The sequence below is a fragment of the Neisseria sp. 27098_8_158 genome (genome assembly GCF_041433145.1).
Classification (GTDB): Bacteria; Pseudomonadota; Gammaproteobacteria; order Burkholderiales; family Neisseriaceae; genus Neisseria; species Neisseria subflava_E.
On record NZ_JAPWAZ010000001.1, the window covers coordinates 704,301 to 719,289 of the forward strand.

Annotated in this window: 15 protein-coding genes; 11 read left to right on the forward strand and 4 right to left on the reverse strand. The window is 49.1% G+C overall.

Features of this window, described 5'->3' with window-relative positions:
• The first annotated feature begins 32 nt into the window (after window positions 1-32).
• From O3681_RS03395 to O3681_RS03410, 4 genes are all read left to right on the forward strand, one after another.
• A complete protein-coding gene (locus O3681_RS03395) occupies window positions 33-179 on the forward strand; it encodes a hypothetical protein (RefSeq protein WP_049336812.1) in 147 nt (48 codons plus the stop codon).
• Window positions 180-371: 192 nt separating this feature from the next.
• Entirely contained in the window at window positions 372-572 is a 201-nt protein-coding gene (locus O3681_RS03400) for a hypothetical protein (RefSeq protein WP_003746297.1), read from the forward strand.
• 89 nt (window positions 573-661) lie between these two features.
• Window positions 662-2,059, forward strand: a complete 1,398-nt coding sequence (gene aspA / locus O3681_RS03405) for an aspartate ammonia-lyase (RefSeq protein ID WP_063068699.1) — start codon at window positions 662-664, stop codon at window positions 2,057-2,059.
• A gap of 245 nt (window positions 2,060-2,304) precedes the next feature.
• Window positions 2,305-2,967: an NAD(P)H-dependent oxidoreductase gene (locus O3681_RS03410; RefSeq protein WP_371459278.1), complete on the forward strand. Its 663-nt coding sequence runs from the start codon at window positions 2,305-2,307 to the stop codon at window positions 2,965-2,967.
• 179 nt (window positions 2,968-3,146) lie between these two features.
• Here O3681_RS03410 and O3681_RS03415 read toward each other — a convergent pair whose 3' ends face one another.
• On the reverse strand, window positions 3,147-5,348 hold the full coding sequence (locus tag O3681_RS03415) for a FepA family TonB-dependent siderophore receptor (protein WP_371459279.1): 2,202 nt from the start codon (window positions 5,346-5,348) through the stop codon (window positions 3,147-3,149).
• Window positions 5,349-5,572: 224 nt separating this feature from the next.
• On the reverse strand, window positions 5,573-5,791 hold the full coding sequence (locus tag O3681_RS03420; RefSeq protein ID WP_128582514.1) for a YdcH family protein: 219 nt from the start codon (window positions 5,789-5,791) through the stop codon (window positions 5,573-5,575).
• Between the two features lie 221 nt (window positions 5,792-6,012).
• On the opposite strand from O3681_RS03420, the gene O3681_RS03425 reads away from it, so the two are divergent.
• Together O3681_RS03425 and glyA are read left to right on the forward strand one after the other, a co-directional pair.
• On the forward strand, window positions 6,013-6,387 hold the full coding sequence (locus O3681_RS03425) for a hypothetical protein (RefSeq protein ID WP_128582513.1): 375 nt from the start codon (window positions 6,013-6,015) through the stop codon (window positions 6,385-6,387).
• A 133-nt stretch (window positions 6,388-6,520) separates the two neighbouring features.
• Entirely contained in the window at window positions 6,521-7,771 is a 1,251-nt protein-coding gene (glyA, locus tag O3681_RS03430) for a serine hydroxymethyltransferase (RefSeq protein ID WP_070714100.1), read from the forward strand.
• 71 nt (window positions 7,772-7,842) lie between these two features.
• Here glyA and O3681_RS03435 read toward each other — a convergent pair whose 3' ends face one another.
• Window positions 7,843-9,153 carry a sulfate adenylyltransferase subunit 1 gene (locus O3681_RS03435; protein WP_101755150.1) on the reverse strand — a complete coding sequence of 437 codons (1,311 nt, stop codon included), beginning with the start codon at window positions 9,151-9,153 and terminating at the stop codon, window positions 7,843-7,845.
• Between the two features lie 129 nt (window positions 9,154-9,282).
• Window positions 9,283-10,197, reverse strand: coding sequence for an aromatic amino acid DMT transporter YddG (gene yddG, locus O3681_RS03440; protein WP_049344252.1), 915 nt, complete (start codon window positions 10,195-10,197; stop codon window positions 9,283-9,285).
• A gap of 182 nt (window positions 10,198-10,379) precedes the next feature.
• On the opposite strand from yddG, the gene O3681_RS03445 reads away from it, so the two are divergent.
• From O3681_RS03445 to O3681_RS03465, 5 genes are all read left to right on the forward strand, one after another.
• The gene (locus tag O3681_RS03445; RefSeq protein ID WP_371459280.1) at window positions 10,380-10,805 is read left to right on the forward strand and encodes a MarR family winged helix-turn-helix transcriptional regulator; all 426 of its coding nucleotides are present in this window, start codon (window positions 10,380-10,382) and stop codon (window positions 10,803-10,805) included.
• Window positions 10,806-10,816: 11 nt separating this feature from the next.
• Window positions 10,817-11,686 (forward strand): ABC transporter six-transmembrane domain-containing protein, encoded by an 870-nt coding sequence (locus tag O3681_RS03450; RefSeq protein ID WP_371459281.1) that lies wholly within the window; start codon window positions 10,817-10,819, stop codon window positions 11,684-11,686.
• A gap of 27 nt (window positions 11,687-11,713) precedes the next feature.
• Window positions 11,714-12,037 (forward strand): multidrug efflux SMR transporter, encoded by a 324-nt coding sequence (locus O3681_RS03455; protein WP_004520006.1) that lies wholly within the window; start codon window positions 11,714-11,716, stop codon window positions 12,035-12,037.
• A gap of 198 nt (window positions 12,038-12,235) precedes the next feature.
• Window positions 12,236-14,026, forward strand: a complete 1,791-nt coding sequence (locus O3681_RS03460) for an assimilatory sulfite reductase (NADPH) flavoprotein subunit (protein ID WP_371459282.1) — start codon at window positions 12,236-12,238, stop codon at window positions 14,024-14,026.
• Window positions 14,027-14,475: 449 nt separating this feature from the next.
• Complete coding sequence (locus O3681_RS03465) at window positions 14,476-14,982, forward strand: hypothetical protein (protein WP_003685697.1); 507 nt, start codon at window positions 14,476-14,478, stop codon at window positions 14,980-14,982.
• Window positions 14,983-14,989 lie beyond the last annotated feature (7 nt).

Below are 14,989 nucleotides of genomic sequence, written 5' to 3' on the forward strand. Positions count from 1 at the left end.
TTCCACTCCTCAATCCATTGAAAGGATGTATCATGGCCGAAGAAAACAAAATCAAAGTAAACGATTTGCCTGAAGATAAAAAAGAGCAAACTGAAGAAACCGAACTGCCCGTTATCAACAACGAAGAAAAACGCGGCGGTCATGGCGAAGGTGGTTGCTGCGGCGCATGCGGCGGCTAAATCTTCCCAACAAAGCCTCCGAGGCCGTCTGAAAAGTCTTACTTTTCAGACGGCCTTTTCCTTTCTAAACAATTACAGGTAAATCAATGAAAGGATGCGGGAGAAGAATTTAAACCCAACCGCGTTTGTGCTACATTCACATCTTTACAAACCACAACAATCTGCACCCGCAGACACACAAGGAAGAAAAAAATGTTTTGGTATATCGTTGGTTTTTTCGCCTTCATCGTTTCCCTGCTTTCCCTTTGGGTCAATGCCAGCGCATTCGGCATGGAAGAGGATGGCACGCCGCAATCCGAATATGAAAAAATGTTGGGCTTGGGCGCGAAATTGAAAGATAAAGAGACAGCCGCAAAAGAGCGCGAAGCGGCACGCTTTCACCCTGACGATTAAGCCTTACCGACTGGACAATCTTGCCAAACTGGGCTAATGTTCCAAACGCATAATGCACACCAACACAACTATACGAGAAGGTAAGAGAAATGACTGTACGAATCGAACACGATTTACTGGGCGACCGCGAGATCCCTGCTGAAGTATATTGGGGCATCCATACTTTGCGCGCCATTGAAAACTTTAAAATTTCCACACAAAAAATTTCCGACGTACCGCAATTTGTCCGCAGCATGGTCATGGTTAAAAAAGCCACCGCGCAAGCCAACGGCGCATTGGGTGCCATCAAGCCGGAAATCGCGGCAGCCATCGAAAAAGCCTGCGATGAAGTATTGGTCAAAGGCCGCTGCCTCGACCAATTTCCGTCCGACGTTTATCAAGGCGGCGCCGGTACTTCGGTCAACATGAATACCAACGAAGTCATTGCCAACCTCGCACTGGAAGTCTTGGGTCACGAAAAAGGCCACTACGACATCGTCAATCCAATGGATCATGTCAACGCCAGCCAATCCACTAACGACGCCTACCCTACCGGCTTCCGCCTTGCCGTGTATTACAGCATCGGCGAATTGCTCGACAAACTGGCTATCCTGAAAAACGCCTTTGCCGCAAAAGCCGAAGAATTTAAAGACGTTTTGAAAATGGGCCGCACCCAGCTTCAAGATGCGGTGCCGATGACTGCCGGTCAAGAATTCCAGTCTTTCCAAGTGTTGTTGGAAGAAGAAATCCTCAACCTCGACCGCACCCGCTCCCTGCTGCTTGAAGTCAACCTCGGCGCCACCGCCATCGGTACAGGCGTGAATACGCCTAAAGGCTATGCGGCTTTGGTCGTTGAGAAACTCTCCGAAGTCAGCGGCCTGCCTTGCAAACTGACTGAAAACCTGATCGAAGCGACCTCCGACTGCGGCGCATATGTGATGGTACACGGTGCATTGAAACGCACAGCCGTCAAACTGTCCAAAATCTGTAACGACTTGCGCCTGCTCTCTTCCGGTCCGCGAGCCGGTTTGAAAGAAATCAACCTGCCTGAATTGCAGGCCGGTTCTTCCATCATGCCTGCCAAAGTCAATCCAGTGATTCCTGAAGTCGTCAACCAAGTCTGCTTCAAAGTCATCGGCAACGACACCACCATCACTTTCGCAGCCGAAGCAGGTCAGTTGCAGCTGAACGTTATGGAGCCGGTCATCGCCCAATGTATGTTTGAAACCATTTCCCTCTTAGGCAATGCCGCGGTCAACCTGTCCGACAAATGCGTCAAAGGCATTACGGTCAACCGCGAAATCTGCGAACACTACGTCTTCAACTCCATCGGTTTGGTCACTTATCTGAATCCATACATCGGCCACCGCAATGGCGACTTGGTCGGCAAAATCTGCGCCCAAACCGGCAAAGGCGTGCGCGAAGTCGTACTGGAGCGCGGCCTGTTGAGCGAAGAAGAACTCAACCGCATCCTCTCCCCAGAAAACCTGATTAATCCTCATCTGTAATCAGAATGTAAAATCAAAGGCCGTCTGAAACTTCAAACGTTTAAAGTTTCAGACAGCCTTTTCGTATTTATATTGATTTTTATCGAATTTTTTTGCGAAATTCAGAATTAAAAGATAGCCTGACCGTTAGGTTTGATTTAACATGGTGTTGCCCCAGCCTGTTTCCTCATTAAGGTTATGCCGGTAATGATGCCTCAAAAGGAACCGGATATTGGAATAACATCTTCATTTATTAGGAAAACCAGATGAATCAAATTACACGCGAACAAATGCTGCAAGTATTCGAAAATCGCTGCTCCACCCGTTATTACGATCCCAACAAAAAAATCAGCCAAGAAGATTTTGCAGCGATTTTAGAATTTGCCCGCCTCTCGCCCAGCTCTGTCGGCTCCGAGCCATGGAAATTCTTGGTGATTCAAAACAAAGCCCTGCGTGAGAAAATCAAGCCTTTCAGCTGGGGGATGCAATCCCAGCTGGACGACTGCAGCCATCTGGTGATTATCCTTGCCAAGAAAAATGCCCGTTACGATACCCCGTTCTTCCGCAGTGTTGCCGAACGCAGGGGCCTGAAAGGAGAGCAACTGGAAAAAGCGTTGGCAAGATACAAAAGCTTCCAAGAAACCGACATTAAAATTGCCGACGACCAACGCGCACTCTTTGACTGGAGCGGCAAGCAGACCTATATTGCTTTGGCGAATATGCTCACAGGCGCAGCCGCCATCGGCATCGATTCCTGCCCAATCGAAGGCTTCAACTACGACAAAATGAATGAAGTATTGGCGGCAGAAGGCCTGTTTGATGCCAACGAATGGGGCGTATCCGTAGCGGCAACATTCGGCTATCGCGCCAAAGAAATTACCAAAAAAGCACGCAAACCAATTGAAGAAATGGTAACTTGGGTTGAATAAGCGGTTTGGATTTTCAGGGCGGCGAATACCGCCCTTTTATTTTTTTCTAAAAGAGAAGCAAATTCCGTAACAACAAAGACTGCTAAAAATCCAAATAAAAGGCCGTCTGAAACCCTGTGTCAGAAATCCTAGATTTCATTTCACAACGTTTCAGACGGCCTTGTTTAATACGCTACTGCTTAAAACGATACTTTCAAACTGCCGTAGAAAGCACGGCCATGTTCGTTGTATGTTTGTGCGCCGGCAGTTGTGCGGTACAGTTTTTTATTGAACAGGTTGCTGACACCGCCACGGACGGCCACGCGTTTGTTCCAGTTGTAGCCGGCATTGATGCCCCAAATGCCGTAAGAGCCGACTTGCGTTTGGTTATGTTCGGAAGTTAAAGGTGTAACCCCTGCACGCAGATTACCGTCTCGTTCCAGTCTATTAATCGCTACGCCGCGCGGTTTAGTACGGCCGTAATGGGTAAAGGTCAGGTTAGCATCAAAACGTTCATTTGGTGTCCAAGACAGCGTGCTGTTAATGGTGTGTTTAGGCACCAAAGACAATGGATTGCCTTGATAATCTTCGGATTTGTGCATGTAAGTGAAATTGTTGCTCCACTTGAGTGTGTCATGCAACGGAATCACCAAGTTGCCTTCGATACCCGAAATAGTCGCTTTCGGCGTATTTTCCCATTGCAGGAGCCAGTTGCCGATATTGCTGGTGGCAATAAGCTGGTCGCCAATCACAATTTTATTGCGGTACGCATTATGGAAATAAGTCGCGGAAGCCTGCCAGCCGTTTTTGTTGAACTCAAGACCAATCTCTTTATTGATGCTGGTTTCAGGTTTCAAATTGCTGTTGCCCATGTAGTAGCAGCGGACACTGTTCGGCGCATTAAGCGGACAACCCTGACCGCGTGTGTACAGGATAAAGTCAGGATTGGTTTGATACAAATTTGGCGCTTTGTACGCACGGGCAACACCGCCTTTGACCAACCAGTTTTCGCCGATTTGATGCGAGAAGTTCAAAGCTGGACTCCAGTTGCTGCCGCTGTCGCTGTTGTGGTCGAAGCGGATGGCCGGAATCAGATGGGTTTTGTCGGTCAACGAAATATTGTCTTCAACGTAGGCAGCCCAGTTGCGTTGCGAAGCCTTACCGCCGCGCGTTGCGGAGATACCGTTAAACGCATCGGTTTTACCTTGGTCTTTAAATCCCTGAGTATTGGAAGCAGGATCATCCAATTTGCTGTCGGTAAATTCCGCACCGACCGTCAATACATTATCAACACCGAGTTTAAACGGAATATTCGCTTCGCTGCTGAAACGTAAGTTTTTCAGACGGCTTTGAACAAAATCCAAGCCTGTATAGCTGCCTTCAGGACCACCGGCCAAACCTTCCGGCAAGTGGCTGTTGACTGTACGCTCATAACTGATCACGTTTTTGGTATCGCCCCATTCCCATGCGCCATCATGAGTAAGCGAGAAAGCAGAACGATATAAGCGGGCGGTTTCGGCTTTGCTGTCGGCCAAAGAATTAACTAAAGCAGAACGCGGATTGCTGTTTTGCGTATCGCCGTTGTAGATATTGCCTTGACGGCTATAACTGCTGTCTAAAATCAGCGTTTGCGCAGGGCTGATTTTCCATTGCAGACGGCCTGCGATGTCTTTATTGCGTACACCTTCAACACCGGCCGCGCTGTCATTGCCGTGTCCGGCATTAATATCGGCAGCATCTGCATCCGTTTTATTCAGGTTGCCATAAATGCGGAAGCCCAAAGTATCTTGGATAATCGGCCCGCTCAAATTGAAGCCGATACGGCGGGTTGCACCCTCTTTGCTGTCTTGCGGTTGATTGGCGTAAAGATTGACTTGGCCTTTAAATTCTTTAGACACTTTTTTGGTAACAATATTGACCACGCCGCCCATCGCACCCGAGCCATAACGTGTTGCCGCCGGACCGCGCAAAACAGTAATGGATTCGATTTCTTCAACCGGTACCCAGTTACTGTCGCCGCGCGTATTGCGTTCACCGCGCATACTGATACGTTCGGACTGGCGCGAATTAACCGGCTTGCCGTCAATCAAAATCAAAGTGTTTTCAGGACCCATCCCGCGCAAGTCGATTTGGCGTTTGTTGCCACGCTGACCTGTTGCCGTATTGCCGGTCAGATTGACACCGGGCATGGTGCGGACAAATTCGGAAATATCATTGGCTGCAGGGCGTTTGTCGATGTCGTCTTTAGAAATACGCGATACACCAAGCGATTGCTGCAATTGCTTCTCGGCAGTAACGTAAACGGTATCGACTTCAGCCTGCTCAACTGCTTTCTCTTCAGCTGCGTGTGAGAATGCACTAATTAACGCCAAAGGCAAAATGGCGAGTGTGAATGTTTTCATTGCATTGTTTCTCTTGGTTTTGTTTGTTTAAAATTAAAATCATTTTGGATTTTAAATAAACTTAACAGAGTTTTCAATGCAATTAAGAGTGATTTACAATTAAAAGTTAAATTACGCCAATAAAAACAACAAATACCAAACAACTAAAAAGGCCGTCTGAACCAGTATGAAACGAAATCCAAGATTCCTATCATACCGTTCAGACGGCCTTATTCAATTTTTAATTATTTGCCTGCTGCTTTTTGCAAAAGGGCATACAATTCGTCTTTGAGTTTGAGTTTGGCTTTTTTCAGCTCTTCAATCTCTTCGGCACCGCTGGTAACAGGGTTGTTAACCAAACCGGTGATTTTATCGTCCAGCTCGTTGTGCTCCTCAAACAAACGGGCAAAGTGTGCATCCTCTTGTTTCAGTTTAGAAATCAGATCGCGATATTCTGGAAACATTTTGTTTTCCTCTCTTGTTAATTAAATAAAAAAGTACTGCTGCCAAAAACTAGGACGAATTAATCTTTAGCTTCATTATAACAAACACGGGCGTTTTATCCAGTCTTTTTTAAGCCGAAACTGTTTTATGTCAAAATTAATAATATCACCATTAGCCATTGTCCCAATGGAAAAAAACAGGTTTCTAGACGGTTTACCAACTTGGGCATACAATCGGGCTTATGCGTTTACATAATGGCCGAACCACCCTATTCCGTCATATCAACGGCATGGACGGACAATTTATCCTGCTTGAAAACCATCCTTCATGGATGCCGGTCAATGATGCCGATTTCAACCATGCTGCCCCCTTACCCGACGGTTTGGCCGTGCACGAAGAATCATTTTATCCATTTGAAAAAATAGATACCGCCGAATCGGCAGACAATATCAAAATCTTCAGCGAAGAAGCCCTACGGCTGGAGAAAGAACGATTAAATGCAGTAGCCTTAGTAGAACTGGCAAAAAATCTTAAAGCCGCCCAAGCCGAAGCCGATTTGGTCGCACTTCTGGAAAAAATGGATTTTCATTTAAAACAAGATGATATTTTCAAATAAACCCTTCAATCTCAGGCCATCTGAAACCAAACGCCCGACACAATTGTTGACAATGCAAGAAAAATAGTTCATCTTGAACCAATTCGCAGCACTCCATCCTATATTTTCAGCCCATCACAAAGGAATCGAGAACATGTTTTCAAAAAGCGTTACCCTCGCACAATATGACCCCGATTTGGCAGCAGCCATCGCCCAAGAAGACAAGCGCCAGCAAGACCACGTCGAGCTGATCGCCTCTGAAAACTACGTCAGCTGTGCCGTTATGGAAGCCCAAGGTTCACAATTGACCAACAAATACGCTGAAGGCTATCCTGGCAAACGCTATTACGGCGGCTGTGAATACGTTGATATTGTCGAACAATTGGCGATTGACCGCGCTAAAGAGTTGTTCGGCGCAGAATATGTCAATGTCCAACCGCACTCCGGCTCCCAAGCCAACCAAGCCGTGTACGCTTCTGTTTTGAAACCGGGCGACACCATTTTGGGCATGTCTCTGGCACACGGCGGCCACTTGACCCACGGTGCAAGCGTTAACATCTCCGGCAAACTCTACAACGCCATTACTTATGGTTTGGATGAAAACGAAGTTCTCGATTATGCCGAAGTAGAACGCTTGGCTCTTGAACATAAACCTAAAATGATTGTGGCCGGTGCATCTGCCTACGCGTTGCAAATCGACTGGGCAAAATTCCGTGAAATCGCCGATAAAGTCGGTGCATACCTCTTTGTCGATATGGCGCACTATGCCGGCCTGATTGCCGGTGGCGAATATCCTAACCCGGTGCCATTCTGCGACTTCGTAACCACCACCACCCACAAAACCCTACGCGGCCCTCGCGGCGGTGTGATTTTGTGCCGTGACAATACCCACGAAAAAGCGTTGAATTCCGCCATCTTCCCAAGCCTGCAAGGCGGTCCGTTGATGCACGTTATCGCCGCCAAAGCCGTAGCGTTTAAAGAAGCGTTGCAACCTGAGTTCAAACAATACGCAAAACAAGTGAAAATCAATGCTGCCGCCATGGCGGAAGAGTTGGTTAAACGCGGTTTGCGCATCGTTTCCGGCCGTACCGAAAGCCACGTTTTCCTCGTTGACCTGCAACCGATGAAAATCACCGGCAAAGCCGCCGAAGCCGCTTTGGGCAAAGCTCACATCACCGTCAACAAAAATGCCATCCCGAACGATCCGGAAAAACCATTTGTTACCTCCGGTATCCGCATCGGCTCCGCCGCCATGACCACACGCGGCTTTAACGAAGCTGACGCACGCGTATTGGCAAACTTGGTTGCTGACGTATTAGCCAATCCTGAAGACGAAGCCAACCTCGCCAAAGTCCGCGAACAAGTGACTGCTTTGTGCAATAAATATCCGGTTTACGGCGCATAAGCATTTCGCCTTGGATAAAATAACAGGCCGTCTGAAACTTCAGACGGCCTTTTTTTATTGCAACTTTTCTTTTAAATTTCAAAACTGTTTGTTTCACTGACTTTGCGTATCATGCCTGCTGCGACAGTATGGTTGGTGGCTTCGTCAATCAAAATAAACGCGCCTTGTGCATGGTTGTCTTCGTATGCGGCAGCGGCAAGAGGCTGTTGGGTTTTGAAACTGACGCTGCCGATATCGTTGAGCTTGAGCGTTTCGGCGGATTCGACGCGGCTGAGGGTGTTCACGTCCCAAACGTAGGCAATTTCGCTGATTTTTACGGGCGTGGTTTGGGTAGTGTGTTTCAGCAAATATTTGCGGCGCAGATTGAGCGGAATATCGTCAAACCAGCAAAGCGCGGCTTGAAATTGTTGTTCGGGAACAATGGCGCTGTCGGCTAAAACAATGCTGTTGCCGCGTGAAATATCGATGTCGGTATCCAAAACGACAGTCAACACTTCCCCTGCCTCGGCAGATTCGGTTTTACCGTTTGCATTATAGATTTCGGCAACTTTGGCAACATGGCCGCTGGGCAAAACTTTAACTTCATCGCCCACTTTCAGACAGCCTGCTTCCAATCTGCCTTGATAGCCGCGGAAGTCGTCACTGCTGCTGCCGTCTTGGCGCGCCACGCGTTGTACGGGAAAGTACGCGGCTTGGTCAGCGGCATTTTGACGGTTGACAGGCAGGCTTTCAAGCAAAGGCAAAAGCGGCAAACCTTGATACCACGGGGTTTGACTGCTTGCATTGACGATATTGTCGCCTTTCAAGGCGCTGATGGGCAGGAAGTGGATTTGTGCTTGGAGGCCGATTTGTTCCGCCAGTTTGCGGTAGGCTTCGGTAATGGCTTGATATTTGGCTTCGTCAAAGTCGAGCAGGTCGAGTTTGTTGACGGCGACGATGATATTGGGGCAGCCCAAGAGCTTCAAAATCGCGCTGTGGCGTTTGGTCTGCGGCAGGAGGACAGGCTCATTACCTGAAAAATCGACACGTGTGGCATCAACCAAAATAATGGCGGCATCGGCAGTCGATGCGCCGGTAACCATATTACGCGTGTATTGCTCATGTCCCGGCGTATCGGCAATGATGAATTTGCGTTTGGGCGTGGCGAAATAACGGTAGGCCACGTCAATGGTAATGCCTTGTTCGCGCTCGGCGGCAAGGCCGTCTGTCAGGCTGGCGAAGTCGGGCGTTTCGCCGTTTTCAGCAGCGCGGTTGAGCTTGTCAAGCTGGTCGGTCAGTAAGGTTTTGCTGTCGTAGAGCAGGCGGCCGATGAGGGTGGATTTGCCGTCATCGACACTGCCGGCGGTAATGAAGCGTAAAAGCGGAGCGGAAGCTGCAGTCATGATTCTTTCCCATTTCTCGTGATTTCTCAAACTGACTGCTACTTTAAACAGGCCGTCTGAAAATGGGAAAGAATGTTTGGTTGTTAAAAAAGCTGTTTTCGTTATATCGCAAAGCTATGGGATGTTGCCTCACACCATCTGTTTTCTCCGGGTTGCCAACCAACACACAATCGATCCTAAACACACCATTCCCGCACCCTGCCAAAACGTCATGGACAAAGGCGCACTAATCAAAAACGATGACACCACTGCAGACAATACCGGAATGAAATAAGATGCGCCCGCCAATACAGTCAGATTGCCGCGCGAAATACCGATATTCCACACTGCATAGCCCAAGCCCATACAAGACGCGGCGGCAACGGCATAGCCGAGCGATACGGAATCAAAACTCAACGTATCCGCGCCGCTGAGAAAATACTCTATCCACAACAGTATCGACACCAACGCAAAGAAAAAACCGACACTGCTGCCTTCCGCTTTCACACGCGCCGTCAGCGTACAATATGCCGCCCAAAACACTGCGTCCGCAAATGCCATGATGTAGCCGCCGGGATTGGTACGGACATTGTGGTAAATGCCGGAAATCGACAAACCGACATCGCCGCCCAGTACAGTGGCAATCCCTAAAAACGACAGCACAAAGCCGATGACTATCCACCATTTTGACGGCTGTTTGTTGAAATATACCGCTCCGACGATGGTAAACGTCGGCCACAAATAATTCACCATGCCGATTTCCACCGCCTGTCTCGCGTTTTGCGCAAAACCGACCGAGAGCGACAAACACAGTTCGCAGCCGACAAAAAACACACTCGCCCAAAACAGATAGCTGCGGTTGTAATTGCGCAAATGCGGTCGGCCGAAAATCAGCCAAATCAATACGGTGGATAGTGTGTACATCATTGCCGCGCCGCCCACTGCCCCCATATGCAGGCTCAAAGAGCGTATCAGAGAAATAACGAAGCTCCACAAAGCAACGGCAAGCAGCCCGATGGCAGTGGCTTGTTTAGATGAAATGTTTTGAGATAAGAAATGAATCATGGCGTATGTGCTGAAGATGGTTTTATTAGGTTTATCGTAGTTTGAAAATATCGTTTCTACATTAATTATTTTAACGGTTTCAAGGCCGTCTGAAAATGATTGTTTCAGACGGCCTTCTATTTGCGATTAGTCCTAAACATGACTATAATCCGCACCCAATTAGTCAATATTGAGACCAATTTATGAATCAGCTCGATCAACTCGGTATGCGCATTAGCCACATAGACAGCGCATTTGACCAATGGATTAAACAGCAAAACACCAACTACAATACCTTCGCCGTTCTCTACACCTTAGCCACCGAAGGCAGCTGCACTCAAAAATACATAGGCGAAGAATGGAGCCTGCCCAAGCAAACCGTTTCCGGCACATGCAAAACGCTGGCGGAACAAGGCTTGCTGACATTTCACGAAAGCGAACAAGACAAACGCGAACGCTTATTGTCGCTGACCGAGCAAGGCAAGGAATCTGCCGCACCATTGGTGCAAAACATGCAGGAATTCAGCAAACGAATTTTTACCGCCTTCGGTGAAAAACGTGCAGCCCGACTGTTTGCCGATTTGGACGCATTGGCCGAATTAATGGCGCAAACCCTCAATACTAAATAAGGAGGGAAACCATGTGGAAAATGTTGAAACACATCGGCAAAACACACCGCCGCAAACTCATCACAACCTTCTCTCTCGTCGGCTTGGATAATCTGCTCTTGCTGGTATATCCCGTATTTGGCGGCTGGGCGATTAATGCCGTTATGGAAGGCAAAGTCTGGCAGGCAATGTTGTATGGTGTGGTGGTTTTATTGATGTGGCTGGTCGGCGCCGCCCGCCGAGCAGCAGATACGCGTACGTTTACCCAAATCTATACCGAAATCTCCGTCCCCGTTGTATTGGAACAGCGCAAACGAGAAGTACCGCATTCCGCCATTACCGCACGCGTCGCCCTATCGCGCGAGTTTGTCAGCTTTTTTGAAGAACACCTGCCCATCGCTGCTACTTCGCTGGTCTCCATCTTCGGTGCATGTATGATGTTGCTGATATTGGAATTTTGGGTAGGCGTATTGGCTGTCGCGATACTTGCCCTGTTTTTATGGTTGCTGCCGCGTTTTGCCGCCATCAGCGAAAACCTATATTTCCGTTTAAACAACCGGCTTGAACGCGACAACCACCTTATCCGCGACGGCAACGAGCATCAGCTCTACCGCCACTATGGCTGGGTTGCCAAACTACGCGTGCTAATTTCCAACCGCGAAGCCTTAGGCTATCTCAGTATCGGCATGGCGATGAGCGTATTGTTTGGCTTCGCCTTTATACACATGACGCTTAAAGGTTATGGCAGCGCCGGCCATATCTATTCCGTCAGCACTTATTTATGGATGTTTGCAATGAGCTTGGACGACGTACCGCGCTTGGTCGAACAATACTCCAATCTAAAAGATATCGGACAACGCGTTGAACTCTCGGAAGAAAACAATCTTTCCAAGGCCGTCTGAAACCTTAACACACTATCAGGACATATTATGAGTTGGTTTTATTTAATCTTAGCCGGTATGTTGGAAATCGGCTGGCCATTGGGCTTGAAGCTGGCACAACAGGAAGGCTACCGCTGGCATGGCTTTGCCGCCGCGCTTGCCTGCATCGTCGGCAGCGGATACTTCCTTTACCTTGCCCAAAAAAGTATTCCGATGGGTACAGCCTACGCCGTCTGGACAGGCATAGGCGCGGCAGGGGCGTTTTTAGTGGGCGTTGTATTTTTCAACGATGCCGCCAACTTCGGCCGCTGGCTCGGCGCATTTCTCATCATCTCCGGCGTCGTAGTGATGAAACTCTCCAGCGGAAACTGAAAATCTTGTTTCTATCCAATCCAAGGCCGTCTGAACAGGTATGCAGGTATGTTTAGACGGCCCAATACCTTCCCGAATATAACGAAATCATCTTAAATTAAAACCAAGCATTCTTTCCTTTTTTCAGACGGCCTGTTTAAAGTGGCGACTGTCCATTATTCAAACAATCGGTTATAGCCGTCCAACAAAGGAATCCAAATGAGCCAAGCCAATCCGCTTCCACCCGAACTCTCCGTCCAACTCTCCACACTATCCCCCACCCAACTTGCCTGGCTCTCCGGCTATTGCTGGGCGCAAAGCCAAGGCGTATCCGGTGTAGTAGCCGAACCATCTGCCCTGCAAACAGCCGCTCCGACAGTCAGCCGCCGCGTATTAGTTCTCTCTGCTTCCCAAACCGGCAATGCCCGCAGCGTTGCCGAATCCCTACACGCCAAACTTCAAGCCGCCGGCGTAGAAGCCCGCCTCAGCAGCGCAGGCGATTTCAAAAGCAAAACCCTGCCCGACGAAGACATCATGCTTTTAGTTACCTCCACCCAAGGCGAAGGCGAACCACCCGAAGAAGCCCTACCCCTGTACAAATTCATCTACGGCAAAAAGAAACCCGACCTCAGCAAACTGACCTTTGCCGTCTTGGGTCTTGGCGATTCCTCCTATCCCAACTTCTGCCAAGCAGGCAAAGACTTTGATGCCAAATTTGCCGAACTGGGCGCAGGCCGTCTGAACGACTTGGGCATTTGTGACTTAGAATTCCAAGCCGATGCCGACGCATGGATTGCCGCCGTCGCACCCAAAGTAGCCGAATTAGCCGCCCAAGCAGCAAGCCCAAGTACAACCGCCGCACCAAACGGATCAGCAACACCAAACAACGACACCATCTACACCAAAGAAAACCCCTACACAGCCACCCTATCCGTGCGCCAAAAAATCACCTCGCGCGACGCAGAAAAAGACGTCGAACACATCGAAATCGACCTCAGCGGCTCAGGTTTGCATTATCAGGCAGGCGATGCGCTCGGCGTATGGCCGCTGAATGCCGCCGACCTCGTTCAAGAAATCCTCGACCTCAACCAACTGAACGGCAACGAAACCGTCCAACTTTCAGACGGCCGCGAAACCGACATCCGCACTGCCCTGACCGAATCCGCAGACATCACCCAAAACACACCGGCATTCGTCCAACAATACGCCGAATTAACAAACAACGAGGAACTCAAAACCATAGTTGCAGATAAAGCCCAACTGGATGCCTACCTCGCCGCCACACCGCCCGTAGGCGTATTTGCCGCCTATCCGCACCCACTGGACGCACAAACCCTATACAGCCTATTCCGCCCACAAACCCCGCGCCTTTACTCCATCGCCTCCGCACAAGATGAAGTCGGCGAAGAAGTCCACCTCACCATCGGCGTCGTCCGTTTCGACCACCATGACCACACCTACACCGGCGCAGCATCCGGCTACTTGGGCGAACGCCTCGAAGAAGGCAGCGAAGTCCGCGTCTTTGTCGAACCCAACCCCAACTTCCGCCTGCCGCAAAACGGCGATACACCCATCATCATGATCGGCGCAGGCACAGGCGTCGCCCCCTTCCGCTCCTTTATGCAACAACGCGCAGCCAATGGTGACAGCGGCAAAAACTGGCTCTTCTTCGGCAACCAACGCCTGGCCGACGACTTCCTCTACCAACTCGAATGGAGCGATTGGCGCAAAGACGGCCTCCTCACCCGCGCCGACCTCGCATGGAGCCGCCAAGGCGAACACAAAGTCTATGTCCAACACAAAATCACCGAACGCGCCGCCGAAGTTTGGAACTGGCTGCAACAAGGCGCACACATCTACGTCTGCGGCGACGCTACACGCATGGCGCGTGATGTCGAAAACGCCCTGATCGAAGTCATCGAAACCCAAGGCAAACTCAGCCGTGACGAAGCCGAAGACTACCTCAACGACCTGCGCGAAGACAAACGCTACCAACGCGACGTTTATTGATTGGATAAACAAAAATAAAGGCCGTCTGAAATTCAGTTTTCAGACGGCCTTTTTAAAGAGCCTGCTCGGATTGTTATCAATTCACCCGGTTTTGCATTATAATTGTGCAAATTTGACTCACTCGAAAGAAAATAAATTGAAAGGATTACAACAACTTGTAGATTTATTGGTGGGTTTTGTCGATTGGATATTGAAATTACTGGCATTCTTGTTTTAAACTACGTTCCATTCTTTTATACATTAAAGACGTATTTTCATCATGCAAACCGCGCAACGCTCTGCTACTTTCTTCTATTGGTACCACACAAACGTGCGGTACTTTTTTGCGCTTGTCTGAAACAGACCAAATTGAAAATACGCAAATTAGAGCCGCCTCATTTGAGCGGCTTTTTTTATACCCACCATGGCCGCTTAAATCCACCCATTTTTAAGAAATAAGGAATACAGCCATGACTGCCTCAACTAAAATCCACAGCCAAACCCAAATGTTACACACCTGCCGCATGGTCGTTGACAGCAACAGCCACCACAGCATGCTCAACATGCACACTTTGCCTGATTCACCTGACAGCCTCATCAGCGAAGCCCTGATTCCGCAAGTGCGCACCATCGCGACTTTAATTGCCGCAGAGCGCCACGACTTCAATCAAAGCAGCCCCAACGTTTTTACTGATGAAGCAGATTTCTTCGCAGCGCGTATTTTGGTTTTGGGTGTACGCCGTTTCCATTTGGATATTACCCTGCTGCCTATGCTCAAAACCGCCAACAAACGCGCCGAAGCTTTCGCCAAACGCCATCACATGCCCTTCTCTCCCGCTGAAATGCAAATGTCCTTGCACACCCGCCGCCCTGCCAACCTGCTGATTATCGAAACCGAACACGAAATGCCTGCACTGGGCAATTTGGCTGCCAACAGCCGTGCATTTGCAGCGCAACTTTCCAATATTATTTTGTAAAACTACT

Excerpts from the sequence above, each read along its gene's own strand:
- aspA (WP_063068699.1), top strand. The coding sequence starts at position 662 with ATGACTGTACGAATCGAACACGATTTACTGGGCGACCGCGAGATCCCT.
- O3681_RS03395 (WP_049336812.1), top strand. The coding sequence starts at position 33 with ATGGCCGAAGAAAACAAAATCAAAGTAAACGATTTGCCTGAAGATAAA.
- O3681_RS03435 (WP_101755150.1), bottom strand. The coding sequence starts at position 9,153 with ATGACTGCAGCTTCCGCTCCGCTTTTACGCTTCATTACCGCCGGCAGT.
- O3681_RS03415 (WP_371459279.1), bottom strand. The coding sequence starts at position 5,348 with ATGAAAACATTCACACTCGCCATTTTGCCTTTGGCGTTAATTAGTGCA.
- O3681_RS03400 (WP_003746297.1), top strand. The coding sequence starts at position 372 with ATGTTTTGGTATATCGTTGGTTTTTTCGCCTTCATCGTTTCCCTGCTT.
- O3681_RS03450 (WP_371459281.1), top strand. The coding sequence starts at position 10,817 with ATGTGGAAAATGTTGAAACACATCGGCAAAACACACCGCCGCAAACTC.
- O3681_RS03445 (WP_371459280.1), top strand. The coding sequence starts at position 10,380 with ATGAATCAGCTCGATCAACTCGGTATGCGCATTAGCCACATAGACAGC.
- O3681_RS03455 (WP_004520006.1), top strand. The coding sequence starts at position 11,714 with ATGAGTTGGTTTTATTTAATCTTAGCCGGTATGTTGGAAATCGGCTGG.
- O3681_RS03460 (WP_371459282.1), top strand. The coding sequence starts at position 12,236 with ATGAGCCAAGCCAATCCGCTTCCACCCGAACTCTCCGTCCAACTCTCC.
- O3681_RS03410 (WP_371459278.1), top strand. The coding sequence starts at position 2,305 with ATGAATCAAATTACACGCGAACAAATGCTGCAAGTATTCGAAAATCGC.
- yddG (WP_049344252.1), bottom strand. The coding sequence starts at position 10,197 with ATGATTCATTTCTTATCTCAAAACATTTCATCTAAACAAGCCACTGCC.
- O3681_RS03420 (WP_128582514.1), bottom strand. The coding sequence starts at position 5,791 with ATGTTTCCAGAATATCGCGATCTGATTTCTAAACTGAAACAAGAGGAT.
- O3681_RS03425 (WP_128582513.1), top strand. The coding sequence starts at position 6,013 with ATGCGTTTACATAATGGCCGAACCACCCTATTCCGTCATATCAACGGC.
- glyA (WP_070714100.1), top strand. The coding sequence starts at position 6,521 with ATGTTTTCAAAAAGCGTTACCCTCGCACAATATGACCCCGATTTGGCA.
- O3681_RS03465 (WP_003685697.1), top strand. The coding sequence starts at position 14,476 with ATGACTGCCTCAACTAAAATCCACAGCCAAACCCAAATGTTACACACC.